Raw genomic sequence first — 13214 nt, 5'->3', positions numbered from 1 at the left:
GGTGCGGTGCGGCCCCGCCGCCGCGGCCCTGGGCGGGCCCGCACCGCACCACCGCCGTCCCCATCGTCCGGCCGGACGCCGCGACGCGATCGGTCCCGCAGCCGGGCGCGCCGCCCGACCTCAGCCCGCCGACCCAGATCGGCGCGAGCGGCCAGCTGGCGGAGTTCCCCACCACGCGGGTGCCGAACCTGGGCCCCGAGTCCGAGCGGGTGACCGACCGGCCCGGCCGGGCCGCCTGGATCGGCCGCGCGCTCGACAACGACATCGTCATCCACGACGTGCTGGCGTCCCGCCATCACGCGTTCCTCACCCCGACGCCTGCGGGCCCCGAGATCCGGGACGCCAACAGCAGCAACGGCACCTTCGTCAACGGGGTGAAGGCCGCGTCCGCGGTGCTGTCCGAGGGCGACGTCGTGACGATCGGAAACGTCGACCTGGTGTTCTCCGGCGGCATTCTGGTCCGCCGCCAGGAGGCGGCGGCGCGCACCGGCGGGCTGGAGGTGCGCGGCGTCGACTTCAGCGTCAACGGCAAGAATCTGCTCGAGAAGATCTCGCTGACGGCGCGCCCCGGCACGCTGACCGCCCTCATCGGCGGGTCCGGCGCCGGCAAGACCACGCTTTCGCGGTTGATCGCCGGGTACGCCACCCCGACGTCCGGGGTCGTCACGTTCGAGGGGCACAACATCCACACCGAGTACGCGTCGCTGCGGACCCGGATCGGGATGGTCCCCCAGGACGACGTGGTGCACCGCCAGCTCACGGTCAACCAGGCCCTCGGCTACGCGGCCGAGCTGCGGCTGCCATCCGACACCAGCAGGGCCGACCGAGAAGAGGTGGTCGCCCAGGTCCTCGACGAGCTGGGGCTGACCCAGCACGCGGACACCCGGGTCGACAAGCTCTCCGGCGGGCAGCGCAAGCGCGCCTCGGTGGCCCTCGAGCTACTCACCGGGCCGTCGCTGCTAATCCTCGACGAGCCGACCTCGGGCCTGGACCCGGCGCTGGACCTGCAGGTGATGACCATGCTGCGCCAGCTGGCCGACGCCGGCCGGGTGGTGCTGGTGGTCACCCACTCGCTGACCTACCTCGACGTCTGCGACCAGGTGCTGCTGATGGCACCGGGCGGCAAGACCGCGTTCCTGGGGCCGCCCGACCAGATCGGCGCGGCCATGGGCACCACCAACTGGGCGCAGATCTTCGCGAAGGTGGGCGCCGACCCGGACGAGGCCAACCGCCGCTTCCTGGCTCGAACGCAAGCCCGGCACAAGCCCCCGCCGCCGGCGCGGACGGAGGCGCCGGCCGACCTCGGCGTCCCGCCGCGCACCAGCATGCGCCACCAGTTCTTCACCGTCGCCCGACGCCAGGTCCGGTTGGTCGTCGCCGACCGCGCGTACTTCGTGTTCCTGGCGCTGTTGCCGTTCGTCATGGGCGCGCTGTCGCTGACCGTTCCCGGGCACACCGGCTTCGGGTACGCCGACCCGACGAGCGACTCGGCCGGTGAGGCCGGGACCATCCTGACCCTGTTGACGATGGCCGCGGCGTTCATGGGCACCGCGCTGACGATCCGCGACCTGATCGGCGAGCGCCCCATCTTCCGGCGCGAGCAGGCGGTCGGCCTGTCGACCACCGCCTACCTGCTCGCGAAGATCGCCGTGTTCTGCGTGTTCGCCGTCGTGCAGGCGGCGATCGCCACCGCCATCGTGGTCATCGGCAAGGGCGCCCCGAAACGGCCGGCCGTGCTGCTCGGGAACGCCACCCTCGAGCTGTTCGTCGCCGTCGCGGCGACGTGTGTGGCCGCGGCGATGCTGGGCCTGCTGCTGTCGGCGCTGGCGCGCTCCAACGAGCAGATCATGCCGCTGCTGGTGGTCTCGCTCATGGGCCAGATGGTGCTGTCCGGCGGGATGGTGCCGGTCACCAACCGGATCTTCCTCGACCAGCTGTCCTGGGTGGTGCCGTCGAGGTGGGGGTACGCCGCGCAGGCGTCGACCATCGACCTGTGGACCGTGGCGCCCGGGCCGCAGAGCCCGCGCGACAGCCACTTCCAGCACACCGCGGGCGCCTGGCTGTTCGACATGGGCATGCTCGCGGCGCTGTCGATCGGCTACGCCGCCCTGGTGCGGTGGCGCATCCGGCTCAAGCACTGATTCAGCCGTCGAGCCGCAGCCCCTGCGCCGCCGCGAAAGCCACCGCCTGCCCGACGTCCACGCGAGCGCCCGCCAGCGAGGCGGTCCGCCACAACGAGGGATCGACGGCCGCCCCGCGCAAGTCGGCGTCGTCGAGCCGGGCGCCCGTGGCCCGCGCGCCGGACAGGTCGGCGCCGCGCAGCACCGCCTTGCGCAGGTCGGCCTCGACCAGGCTGGCCTCCCGCAGCCGGCAGCCGCTGAGGTCGACGCCGCGCAGGTCGTTACCGCCGAGCACCGCCAGCGTGAAGTCCACCTCGTCGAAGGTGATCGGCCGCATCCGGCACTGCACGAAGATCGAGCCCAGCATGCTGCACTGCGCGAACGCGCTGTGCCACAACGAGGTTCGCCGGAACGTGCAGTTGCGGAACGCCGACCCGCGGTGCCGGGACTCGGCCAGGTTGGCGCCGCTGAAGTCGCACTCGTCGAACACGGCCCGTTCGGTGTCCAGCCGGCTGAGGTCCTCGTCGGTGAAGTCGTGGGCCTCGAAGTGGCGATCGGCCCACCGCTCGGTCAATTGGCCGTCAGGCTGGCCAGCGCGTATTCGCTGACCGCGATCAGCGCGTCGGTCGCCGACCGGCGGTCCCGGGCGTCGACCGTGATCACCGGGATGTGCGGGGGCAGGGTGAGCGCCCGCCGCACCTCCGCGACCGGGTAGCGCGGCGCGCCGTCGAACTCGTTGACCGCCACCAGGAACGGCAGGTTGCGGTGCTCGAAGAAGTCGACGGCGGCGAAGCTGTCCTCCAGGCGCCGGCAGTCGACCAGCACGATGGCCCCGATCGCCGCGGACCAGGTCGTCCCACATGAACCAGAACCGGCGCTGCCCGGGCGTGCCGAACAGGTAGAGCACCAGGTCCTCGTCCAGGGTGATGCGGCCGAAGTCCATCGCGACGGTGGTGGTCCGCTTGTCCGGGGTGGCCTCGAGCGCGTCGACGGCGGTCGAGGCGTCGGTGAGCATCGCCTCGGTGCGCAACGGCATGATCTCCGACACCGCCCCGACGAACGTCGTCTTGCCGGCGCCGAAGCCGCCCGCGATGACGATCTTCGTCGAGGCGTGGGCGGAGTCGGCGGGCACGTCGGGGTGCGCCTCAGAGTGCCTTAAGGCCACGCAGGGTCCTTCCTATCAGTTCGTGGCGCTCATCTCTGGTCGAACGCTCGGACAACGTCCTGTGCACCCGAAGGTAGCCGGACAACACCAGATCGCCGACCAGGACGCGCGTGACACCCAACGGCAGATCCAGCCGGGCGGAGATTTCCGCGACCGACGGGCTGCCCGTACACAATTGGACGATCTTGCCTTTCGCGTCGCCGGGTGGCCACCGGTGAGCCAGCCCGGCCTGCAACGTCTGGATCGGCGCTTCCACGGGAAGCTCGACGTCGGTGCCGGTCCGCCCCGACGTCAGGGTGTACGGGCGGACCAGGTTCCCTTTACGTGCGGTCGGCAGGGGCTCGCGTTCGTCCATCGCGGCTCACGAGACGCCGGACCGGCGGGTGGACTGCACCACGCCCCCGACCCGTTCGACCAGGATGGCCATCTCGTAGCCGATCTGACCGATGTCGCACGACGTCGCGGCCAACGTGGCCAGATGCGAGCCGTCGCCGACGCGCATCAACAGCAGGTAGCCGTGTTGCATCTCGACCACCGATTGCAGTACCTGGCCGCCCTCGAAGAGCTGCGCGGCGCCGGTCGCGAGGCTGGCCAGGCCGGAGGCCACCGCGGCCAGCTGGTCGGCGCGCTCGCGCGGGAGGTGCTCGCTGGCGGCGATGGGCAGCCCGTCGACGGAGACCAGCAGCGCGTGCGCCACACCGGGGACCTCGCGGGCAAACCGCGTCACCAACCAGTCCAGGCTGTTGGCACCGCCCGCTTGCGGTGGATTGCCGGGCCACGTCATTCCTGGTCATCCCCCTCGTCGCGGGCGTGCGACCGGCCGGTGCGCACGCCGCCGAAGTGGCTGCTGAAGGACGCCCGAACCGCCTCGGGATCGCGGCCCGCGGCCGCGTGCTGCGGCTCCCGGGCGGAGACCGGCTGGTCCTGTTCGGCCAGGCCGTTGGCGGCGCCGGGCACCAGCCGGGCGCCCGGCGTGCGGATCGGCAGGCCGTGCTCGGCGGTGCGCGACTCGACGGGCTTGTCCTCGGCCGCGGCGGCCAGCGTCCAACCGCGGTCCCACACCGACTGCCAGTCCAGGTCGGGGCTGTTGACCAGGTCGTGCGGATCGCCCAGCATCTCCGACATCAGCCGCCGGTAGATCACGTCGTCGTCGGCGGGGGTGGGCGCGGGGGTGGCCGGAATCGACGGGCCGGGTGCGCCCGGGGCCGGGGCCGCCGGCTTGTCGGCTCCCCGCGGCCGCGCGGCGAAGAACGCCGAGGTGTCCGACGCCGCCCGCGCAGGCGCGGGTTTCGGCTCCGCGGCTGCCGGGGTCGCCGGGGTGACCGGGGTCGCCGGGGTACCGCTCTCCCACCACGGGGTGGGCAATTCACGCCGCGGCCGCTCGGGCCGCTGTTCGGCGGGCGGGGCGGGCACCTCGGTGATCCCGCTGGAACCGGGGTTGCGGCGGGGCAGCAACGTGACCGGCGGCGCGGCGCCCCGGGCCGCCGGCTCGGGCGCGCGCTCCTCGGCCGGCGGCGCGGCGGTCACGGCGGAAAGTTGCGCACCGGGCGAGGACACCGCCCGGATCCGCGCGGCGCGGGCCTGGCCGGCGCCCTCGAGGATCACCGGCGGCAGGTAGATCTCGGCGGTGGTGCCGGAACCCTCCTCGTTGGCGGCGGGCCCGCGCAGCCCCACCCGGATGCCGTGCCTGGCCGCGATCCGGCCGACCACGAACAGGCCCATGTGGCGGGCGTTGTCGGGGCTGACCTCGCCCCCGGCCTGCAGCCGCATGTTGGCGATGCGCCGATCGGCGTCGTTCATGCCCAGGCCGGCGTCCGCGATCCGCACGACGACGCCCCCGTCCCCGCCGCGGGCCGCCGAGACCCGCACGGGCGTCGACGGCGGCGAGTAGCGCAGGGCGTTGTCGATCAGCTCGGCGAACAGGTGGATGGCGCCGCCGGCCGCCGCCCCGATCAACGCGGTGTCGTCGGGCAGGCCGGCGATTTCGACGCGGCGGTAGTCCTCGACCTCGGACACCGCGGCGCCCAGCACCGTGGACAGGGGCACCGGGTCGCGCTGGTCCCGGGCGAGCTGAGCCCCGGCGAGCACCAGCAGGTTGGCGCTGTTGCGGCGCAGCCGGGCGGCGAGGTGGTCCAGCCGGAACAGGCTGTCCAGGCGTTCGGGGTCCTCCTCGTCGCGCTCCAGCCGGTCGATGAGCGACAGTTGCTGGTCGACCAGCGAGCGGCTGCGCCGCGACATGGTCTCGAACATGTCGTTGACCAGCAGCCGCAACCGCGCCTCGTCGCCCGCCAGCAGCAGGGCCTGGGTGTGCAGTTCGTCGACCGCGTGGGCCACCTGGCCGATCTCCTCGGTGGTGTACACCGGCAGCGGTTGCGGCGTCGGCTCGGCGCCGCCCGCCTTGACCCGGGCGATCTCCTCCTCCAGGTCGGTGTGGGCCACCTTGAGGGCGCCGTCGCGCAGCACGCGCAGCGGCCGCACCAGGGCGCGCGCCACCAGCAGGACGATCACCAGCGCGACGACGATGGCCGACAGCACCACGACGGTGTCGATGATCGCCGCGTTGCGCTTGTCGGCGGCCTCGGTGTGCACGGCCTTGGTCACCGCCGCCGTGGCGTCCTTGATGACCTGCTCGGCGATCTCATCGGTGGCCTGGATCGAGCGCAGCAGGTCGGGGTTGTCGACGAGCACGCTGGCCGGATCGGACATGATCGCCATCCGCGTCACCAGCTGCTGCTGCAGCGTCTTGGCCTCGGGCGAACCAGCGCCGAGCACCTCGCTCATCCCGAACAGCGTCGACGGCTCGGTCCCTGCCAGGGTGATCATCGACGTTCGCAGTTGCGGCTCGGGCAGGTCGGCGCCGCGGGTGACGAGGATCTTCTGCATGGTCATCTGTCCGCGGGCCCCGACCGCCCGGCTCAGGCCCGCGGTCTGGGCGCGGATCTTCTCGTCGTCGACGCGCACCGAGGCGTTGATGACGTCCTCCGCGGTCAGCAGGATGGGGGCGTAGAGGGTCACCCGCTCCCGCAGACCGAGTCCGTTGTCGGACACCTTGTTCACCAGCATCTGACCGCCGTCGAGCAGGGTGTCGACCCCGGAGCGGACCTCGGGGGTCACGTCGGTGTCGCGCAGTCGCGTCTCCAGTTCGTACCTGCGCGCCTCGAAGTTCTTCTTGGCCCCCTCCACGTCGCGTCCGGTGCTGCCCGCCAGCAGCGCGACGTCGAGCGCCGACATGTACTTGGTGATGACGGGCACCACGTCGGCGCGGGCCGCGGCCAGCCGCAGACCGCCCGAGTTGGCCATCGCGCCCTCGATGCGCAGCGCCCCGAAGACCGTCGCCAGCACCAGCGGGACCAACACGATCGCCAGCACCTTCCACCGGACCGGCCAGTTGCTCGGCGACCAGGCGGGGGGGCGTTTGCCCGGCGCCGCACCGGCATCGCGGGGCTGCGGGGATTGGGCGGCGGCCGCCTCGGCCGGGTGGGCCGGGCGGGCGAACATGGTCACGTCGGCACGGCCGTGCGACCGGCCGCTGCGCTGATGCTCAGCGCTCGAGAAAACGAGAGGCTCATGAGACTTCCTGCTTTATCCACCCGTACCACGCCAGAGGGGCGCGAGCGCGTCAACGTGGCAATCCGACGAGTATGACAGCCCGCGGCCCAGGTCACCAGAATCGTTACTGAGCAGACAGGCCCCTCCAAGGTGGGTCCGCGCACGGGCGGGCGAATCTGGCAAACGGTTATGACTCCGGGCGCAGCACCGCGACGAGGAAATCGGAGTCGTCGGTGAACGGCCGCAGGTCCCAGGCGGACAGCAGCAGGTCGGGCCCGAGCCCGGCGGCCGCCGCGTCGTCCAGGAATTCGGCGAACCCGTAGTCGCGGCCGGCGCCGAAGCCGATCGCCGCCCGGCCCCCGTCGTCGAGGTGGGCCCGCAGCCGGCTCAGCACCCGGCGCCGCGTGCTCGGGGCCAGGAACGTCATGACGTTGCCGGCCGACACGATCACGTCGAACGGCTCGGCGATGCCGCGCGCGGGCAGGTCGAGCTCGGCGAGGTCGCCGACGAGCCAGCGCGGGCCCGGATGATCCTGCTCGGCCGCTTCGATCAGCGCCGGGTCCACGTCGACGCCGACGACGTGGTGGCCGGCGGCGGCCAGGTAACCGCCGAGCCGGCCCGGGCCGCAGCCGGCGTCGAGGATGTGGGCGTCGCGGGGGGCCATCGCGTCCACGAAGCGGGCCTCGCCGGCCAAGTCGTCGCCGGCGCGGGCCATGGCACGGAACCGCTCGATGTACCACTGCGAATGTCCGGGATCGGCAGCGACTTTCTGCATCCAGAGGCTCTGCTCGACCATGCGACCATTATCGCGTTGTGTTCAAGCTGATGTTCTACTCCCCGCGCATCTAGCAGACCAGAACAGAAACAGAACAAGGAGAACGAACCAAATGACCAGTACAGCGACATTCCGGGTCAACCACCCCGGGTTTTTGGACGCCTTCGCAGACGAGCACCAGATGGTCGTATTCGGCAGCCCCGTAGTCCGAGACGACGACCCGATCCTTCAGCCGGTGCTGGACCGTATACAGCACTTCGAGCTGGAGCTGGCCGACGAGATCACCGTCAAGGACGACTCGATGATGTTCGGTGAGAGCGTTCTGCGGTGGTACATGACCCGCCCCGCGCTCCGCGACGGCCTGCTGGGCTTCGACGGCCCGGACGCGCTGCGCCGGATGTGGGAGAACGGGAAGTGAGCGGCCTACAGCCGACTTCGGTAGAGATCGAGGACACCATCGACCAGCTCCACGCGGGAGGCGACGAGAACCACCTGTTGGTGCGTCGGGGGCCGCTGTCGCAGGACGGTGACGCGTCCTGGCGGCAGGCGCAGGCCTACGTCCGGGAGCACCGGATGGTGCATCCGAAAAGTCACACCTACTACTAAGTGAGGGGTGGGGAGACCTCGGAGCGCCTCCGGCCCGGTGAGGCTTGCCACACAGGTGGGGAGAAAAGCTCAGATTCCCTCCCATTATTGGGTAGAGGGGTACGGCCCGAGAGGGCCTGCCCCGGTGTGGAGTGCGTCACCCCGGTAAGGGTTTTCGCAAAACCCTCACCCATTATTGGGTGACGGGGTAACGCGATCTGGGACCGCTGGTCTAGTGATCCCGGTCTCAGAGCACCGCTCTCGCTGACACTATTCCGCAGAATGTCACCTAATACAGGGTAGAGGGGTAACGCGATCTGGGACCGCTGGTCTGTGACCTCGGTTACGCCGTGTCACAAAACCCCGAAAATCACACGTACTACTAAGTGAGGGGTCCATCGAAAGATGGCCCCCGAAGAGGCCTCGACCTCCGGTCGGAGCCGAGGGGTAAAAGCCCCCTCTCGTAGGCCCTCGGCCTACTCAGACTTCCGGGTATACGGAGCCCGGTAGGGGGCCGACAACCGTCGGTCTCGAACAACGTTCAATGTCAACTCAGTTGTGTTGCCACACAACAGGTTCGACTGTCGTTGTTTCTCTCCTGCGCTAGGCAGCGGAGCTGCCGTCGCCCTAAGGGCGTCGGACCTCCGGTCCTAGCCCGCCCTTGGTAGGGGCACCTAGAGGGACCCCCGGATTCTGCCTCCGCGCTACGGACATGGCGCGGAGCCCGGGGGCTCCCCCTTTTTTGACTTCAACAGATCACAAGAAACGGCTCCGGTCTCCTAGATCAGTGCCTCAGAGCGCAGCGGCTACCGCCGCAAGCGCAGCCCCGTCAGCGGCGGGGCTACCCAACTACGGGCCTGTCAGAGGCAGGCCGGGAAGAGATGCACCATGCCCGCCCACCGATGCACACGACATCCGGAGCACCGCCGCCGTAACGGTCGGTGCCTGGACTGCCGCTCGGAGGCCAACAGCCGCTACTCGCGGTCGTGCGTTGAGGCTCGCCGCAAGCTGCGGCAGCTCGAAGCTCTGCTCCAGACCGCCTGAGAGCCGCTCTCGCGGCCTGAGAGGTCCTACCCACACTTACCCCCTACCCCTAGGGGGTTTGTCGCTTCAGCTTTCGACTCAGCCCTCAAAGGGCTGGGTCTCTGGCGACGGACACTCCTGTGTCCTAGCTCGGCTGAGCGTCCCAACAAGAGCCCGTATGGCCTGGAGCCAACAGCTCGGGTTCCCCTACGAAAGGAAAACACCATGCAGTTCACCGTCGACCTCTCCGACCCCGTCGAGCAGCACATCCGCGAGCTTCGCCGTGAGAATGCCAAGTTCCGCAAGCAACGGAACATGGCACGCCGCGACCTGGAGGCTGCTGTCTCCAGGATCGCTGAGCTTCACGCCGAGCTGGACGCTCTCCGGGCCGGAAGGTGACCGCCGCCGACTACTGCGAGCACTGCGACAACTGGCCGTGCGACTGTGACGACCAGCCGGTACACCCGAAGTTCTCGGGCCAGATTGTGGACCCCGAGGATCAGCGCGGGTTCAACCCGGTTGCCTGGTCACAGGTGGTGCAGGTCGAGCGTCCGATCCGGCTAGATCCGGTGTCGGGCGCGCTGTGGTCATACTCCGATGGGGTGTGGCGTGAGGATCGCAGTGCGATCGCGGACATACTGCCGATGAAGATGGGCAAGCTGTACCGCCGCCCGAAACACCTTGGCACCGTTACCGATAGGGTCCGTGCCGAGCTGAAACACCACGATAGAAAGATCCACCCGGATCAACCAGGCGACCGTTACGTGTCGTTGCCGTCTGGGCTGTTCGACTTCGCGACCGGCGAGGTTGTGCCGCACGATCCCGGTGCGCTTGTCACGTATCAGCTTGGGGTTGAGCCTGAGTTCTGCTCTCCCACACCGGAGTTCGACAAGTTCCTAACCGACGTGCTCCACCCCGGAGATCAGGATCGAGTGCTCGACATACTGGCGTACCTGCTGCGACCCGGTAACCCGAGGCAGCGCGCCGTACTGCTCACCGGCAGCGGGCGCAACGGCAAGAGCGTCCTGCTCGGCCTGGTCGAGTCCATCGTGGGTCGGCAGAGCATGGCGGCTGTCCCGTTGCAGCGGATGGGAACGCGGTTCGCGGCATCGAGGCTGTATGGCAAGGCAATCAACTTGGTCGGAGAGCTAAGCGGTGACCACGTAGAGGACACCAGCGCGTTCAAACAGATGACCGGCGGGGATCTGGTTGACATGGACGTGAAGAACGCCCAGGCGTTCGCCGCTCATGTGTGGGCGGTCCCGGTCTTCTCTGCCAACCAGATACCAACGTCAGCCGACACCACGTACTCCTACCTGCGCCGCTGGGAGATTGTGGAGTTCCCCAACACGTTCGACGGTTCGGATACCACCATCGCGGAGCGGTTGCACGCCGAGCGTGCGGCCATCGCGGGCAAGCTGCTGCGCCGCGCCGCTGCTGTGGCGTTCGAGATCCGGTCGTCGGAGCCTGGTGACCGTGCCAAGGAGACCTTCGCCAGGCGATCGGACCTTGTGCGGGCCTGGCTGGCCGAGACCGACCTGGACGGGTTCGTGGATCGCCCCGAGGTATACCGCGCGTACACCGAATGGGTAGAAGACGGCAATGGCAAGACGCCGCTGACCAAGCACAAGTTCTATGGCCGCGTGGCAGATGTCCTCGGCCCAGCAAAGACCGTGAAAGGCGCTCGGGGATGGGAGTTCGCTACCTGCCGGGGCTCAGAATTGCACCCTGAGGCCAAAACTGCACCCCAAATTGCACCCCAAATTGCACCCCATCTCAAGGCGGCTACCAGCGAAAATGGTTCCCAGGGTGCAAAAGGTGCAACTTTTCCAAACTCGTCTATATATGTCGGGCCACCGAGTGGCCCAGCTAACGACCCGTTCGAAGAGCCCCCGAGCGAAGCGAGGGGTGGCGACCCGACCGAGCCTGACGAGGGAGGGTAGGCACCACCCCTCAGATCCCACAACTGAATACCGACCGACCCCAGGGAGCCCGCCCCCTGGGGTTTTCTCATCCCCACAGGAAAAGAAGGAGAGAAGTGACAGACGACCTTGAATGGACCTTGGCCCGATACCTGGCCCAGCCACCCGGAGAGCCGGTATGCCCACCGGCGACGTTCCGCGTCCCCGAGGATGCCCAGATCCGCTTGGACGACCGGTACGACGGTAGCCACCTGCTGGCTGGTGCGGCCATCGCCTACTGGCCTGAGGACGCGGCGTGAGCGTGTCTTTCGAGGAGTACCTAGCTCGGTCTGAGGCGTATATGGCCGTCGTCCGCGAGGCAGGGGATCTCCCTTGGTTCGAGGACACCGACCGAAAGGCGAAGGTGGCAGCCCGGCTGGGGCTCCCCGAAGACACCGACCCGATGGACCTACGCCGTGCGCTGTGGCAGCGCCGGAACCGATAGAGGAGAGAACGATGACCGAACAAGACACCCAGACCCCCGCGCCGGATGCCAGCGGAGCTGGCCCCCTCAAGGGCAGCACCTCCGGTGCTCCCGCTGGAGCTGAGACGCTCCAGGACGACTCAGAACAGGCCCCCGAGGGTAACGGCACCGGGGAGCAGGAGAACGGCTCTGAGGAGCACTCAGGCTCGAAACTCCACAAAGAGGCTGCCAAGTACCGGACCCGTGCTCGGGAAGCCGAGCAACAGCGGGACGCTCTGGTAGCCCGCGTGGAGGCGCTACAGCTCCGCGAGGTCAACCGGTTGGCCGGTGAGCACCTGGCGCAGCCCGCCGACCTGTTGGCGCTGGGCGGGGTCACGTTGGCCGAGCTGCTGGACGAGGACGGGAACGTCGACCCGGAGACCGTGGCGGATGCCGCGGAGGCTCTGATCGAGAGCCGTCCTGGCCTGGCGAAGAACCCGAAGGTCTCAGCCGTCGACCACACGCAAGGCACCGGTAACAGCCCCGGTAACCGCAAGCTCGATTGGGTGGACCTGCTGAAGAGTTAGCGAGACGGGAGGTCTGTGGCCTCCCCTCTCGAAGTAAAGCCACTGAGTGGCAATAGATCCGGGGTCTGTGACTCCGGTGACTGTCAATCATTCATCGCCCCGGCGGAAAACGAAATCCGCTGGGGCTCAACTGTCTAAGGAGACAGAACACATGGCAATGATCCGTAATGACCAGGCGCAGTCGTTCCTGCCCGAGGATTTTGGTCAGATGCTGGACCTCGTGGTCCAGGCGAAGAGCGTCGCGGCGAACGCCTCGACCATCTTCCCGACCGAGAAGCAGAAGGTTGGCTTCCCGCTGTGGGTCGCTGACCCGGCTGTCGGCTGGTACGGCGAGCTGGACGAGATCACCCCGGCTGACGGTGACACCGACGAGGTCGTGGTTACCCCGTCCAAGACGGCTGGTCTGACCCTGCTGTCCAACGAGCTGGCCGACGACTCGGACCCCGCTGTGGCCGACCAAATTGGCGCGGCGCTGGGCAACCAGATCGCCCAGGCGATCGACACCGCGTACTTCGGCAACACCACGGCCAAGGGTCCGAACGGTCTGCTGTCGCTGGCTTCGACCGCTGTCGACGCTGGCACTGCGGTGGCTAACCTCGATGCGTTCATCGAGGCCCGGTACGCGGCTGAGGCCAACGGGGCGAAGCTGTCTCACTGGCTGGTGGCCCCCTCGATCGCCGAAGAGCTGTCCAAGCTCAAGACCGCGAGCGGTAGCAACCAACCGTTGCTCCAGTTCGTCCAGGACGGGATCACCGTCGCTGGTCTGCCGGTGTTGACCTCGACTCACGTCGATGCGGGCACCGTCGCCTGGGGCGTCGACAAGACGCAACAGCGGTACGTGCTCCGCAAGGGCACCACGGTCGAGCGGTTCCCGTCGGTCACCAACGACGGGCTGTACGTCCGTGCGATCAGCCGTATCGGGCTGGGCTTCCTCAACCCGGCAGGCGTCGTGCGAGTCACCCTCTCCGCGTGACCCTTCCCCCTCGGGGGGATCGCCTAAACAGCGGTCCCCTCGGGGGCTTCCCACAAACGAGAAAGAGATAGTG

General features: G+C 68.9%; 13 protein-coding genes and 1 pseudogene. 8 read left to right on the top strand and 6 right to left on the bottom strand.

Features of this window, described 5'->3' with window-relative positions; all coding sequences use genetic code 11:
- On the top strand, positions 1-2141 hold a 2141-nt coding region (locus BST44_RS16395), incomplete at its 5' end, for an ATP-binding cassette domain-containing protein (RefSeq protein WP_208619816.1).
- Between the two features lies 1 nt (position 2142).
- On the opposite strand, the gene BST44_RS16390 is transcribed toward BST44_RS16395, so the two are convergent.
- The 6 genes and pseudogenes from BST44_RS16390 to BST44_RS16365 all read right to left on the bottom strand — a co-directional run bounded on the left by BST44_RS16390 (position 2143) and on the right by BST44_RS16365 (position 7630).
- The gene (locus BST44_RS16390) at positions 2143-2694 is read right to left on the bottom strand and encodes a pentapeptide repeat-containing protein (protein WP_083178151.1); all 552 of its coding nucleotides are present in this window, start codon (positions 2692-2694) and stop codon (positions 2143-2145) included.
- Positions 2691-3285 (bottom strand): annotated as a pseudogene (locus tag BST44_RS16385) (GTP-binding protein). The gene BST44_RS16390 and the pseudogene BST44_RS16385 overlap by 4 nt, the downstream one beginning before the upstream one ends.
- Positions 3266-3640, bottom strand: coding sequence for a DUF742 domain-containing protein (locus BST44_RS16380; protein ID WP_083178150.1), 375 nt, complete (start codon positions 3638-3640; stop codon positions 3266-3268). Before BST44_RS16380 ends, BST44_RS16385 begins: the two are co-directional and overlap by 20 nt.
- Before the next feature lie 6 nt (positions 3641-3646).
- Positions 3647-4069: a roadblock/LC7 domain-containing protein gene (locus BST44_RS16375; protein ID WP_083178149.1), complete on the bottom strand. Its 423-nt coding sequence runs from the start codon at positions 4067-4069 to the stop codon at positions 3647-3649.
- A complete protein-coding gene (locus tag BST44_RS16370; RefSeq protein WP_083178148.1) occupies positions 4066-6789 on the bottom strand; it encodes a sensor histidine kinase in 2724 nt (907 codons plus the stop codon). The genes BST44_RS16375 and BST44_RS16370 overlap by 4 nt, the downstream gene beginning before the upstream one ends.
- 232 nt (positions 6790-7021) lie before the next feature.
- Positions 7022-7630 carry a class I SAM-dependent methyltransferase gene (locus BST44_RS16365; protein WP_083178147.1) on the bottom strand — a complete coding sequence of 203 codons (609 nt, stop codon included), beginning with the start codon at positions 7628-7630 and terminating at the stop codon, positions 7022-7024.
- 91 nt (positions 7631-7721) lie between these two features.
- Between BST44_RS16365 and BST44_RS16360 the strand changes: the two genes are divergently transcribed.
- The 7 genes from BST44_RS16360 (at position 7722) to BST44_RS16330 (ending at position 13141) form a co-directional block, all read left to right on the top strand.
- Positions 7722-8027: a hypothetical protein gene (locus tag BST44_RS16360; protein WP_083178146.1), complete on the top strand. Its 306-nt coding sequence runs from the start codon at positions 7722-7724 to the stop codon at positions 8025-8027.
- Positions 8024-8215 carry a hypothetical protein gene (locus BST44_RS16355; protein ID WP_142274524.1) on the top strand — a complete coding sequence of 64 codons (192 nt, stop codon included), beginning with the start codon at positions 8024-8026 and terminating at the stop codon, positions 8213-8215. Before BST44_RS16360 ends, BST44_RS16355 begins: the two co-directional genes overlap by 4 nt.
- Positions 8216-9442: 1227 nt before the next feature.
- Positions 9443-9616 carry a hypothetical protein gene (locus BST44_RS30125; protein WP_158086658.1) on the top strand — a complete coding sequence of 58 codons (174 nt, stop codon included), beginning with the start codon at positions 9443-9445 and terminating at the stop codon, positions 9614-9616.
- Positions 9613-11160, top strand: a complete 1548-nt coding sequence (locus BST44_RS16350) for a DNA primase family protein (protein ID WP_083178144.1) — start codon at positions 9613-9615, stop codon at positions 11158-11160. The genes BST44_RS30125 and BST44_RS16350 overlap by 4 nt, the downstream gene beginning before the upstream one ends.
- A 95-nt stretch (positions 11161-11255) precedes the next feature.
- Positions 11256-11438 (top strand): hypothetical protein, encoded by a 183-nt coding sequence (locus BST44_RS16345; protein ID WP_083178143.1) that lies wholly within the window; start codon positions 11256-11258, stop codon positions 11436-11438.
- Between the two features lie 196 nt (positions 11439-11634).
- Positions 11635-12168: a hypothetical protein gene (locus BST44_RS16335; RefSeq protein ID WP_083178141.1), complete on the top strand. Its 534-nt coding sequence runs from the start codon at positions 11635-11637 to the stop codon at positions 12166-12168.
- A gap of 46 nt (positions 12169-12214) precedes the next feature.
- Positions 12215-13141 (top strand): phage major capsid protein, encoded by a 927-nt coding sequence (locus BST44_RS16330; protein ID WP_341865319.1) that lies wholly within the window; start codon positions 12215-12217, stop codon positions 13139-13141.
- Positions 13142-13214 lie beyond the last annotated feature (73 nt).

It is taken from the genome of Mycobacterium scrofulaceum, assembly GCF_002086735.1.
Lineage (GTDB): Bacteria > Actinomycetota > Actinomycetes > Mycobacteriales > Mycobacteriaceae > Mycobacterium > Mycobacterium scrofulaceum.
This window is presented reverse-complemented; position numbering and strand designations above follow the sequence as displayed.

Excerpts from the sequence above, each read along its gene's own strand:
- BST44_RS16335 (WP_083178141.1), top strand. The coding sequence starts at position 11,635 with ATGACCGAACAAGACACCCAGACCCCCGCGCCGGATGCCAGCGGAGCT.
- BST44_RS16380 (WP_083178150.1), bottom strand. The coding sequence starts at position 3,640 with ATGGACGAACGCGAGCCCCTGCCGACCGCACGTAAAGGGAACCTGGTC.
- BST44_RS16375 (WP_083178149.1), bottom strand. The coding sequence starts at position 4,069 with ATGACGTGGCCCGGCAATCCACCGCAAGCGGGCGGTGCCAACAGCCTG.
- BST44_RS16365 (WP_083178147.1), bottom strand. The coding sequence starts at position 7,630 with ATGGTCGAGCAGAGCCTCTGGATGCAGAAAGTCGCTGCCGATCCCGGA.
- BST44_RS30125 (WP_158086658.1), top strand. The coding sequence starts at position 9,443 with ATGCAGTTCACCGTCGACCTCTCCGACCCCGTCGAGCAGCACATCCGC.
- BST44_RS16360 (WP_083178146.1), top strand. The coding sequence starts at position 7,722 with ATGACCAGTACAGCGACATTCCGGGTCAACCACCCCGGGTTTTTGGAC.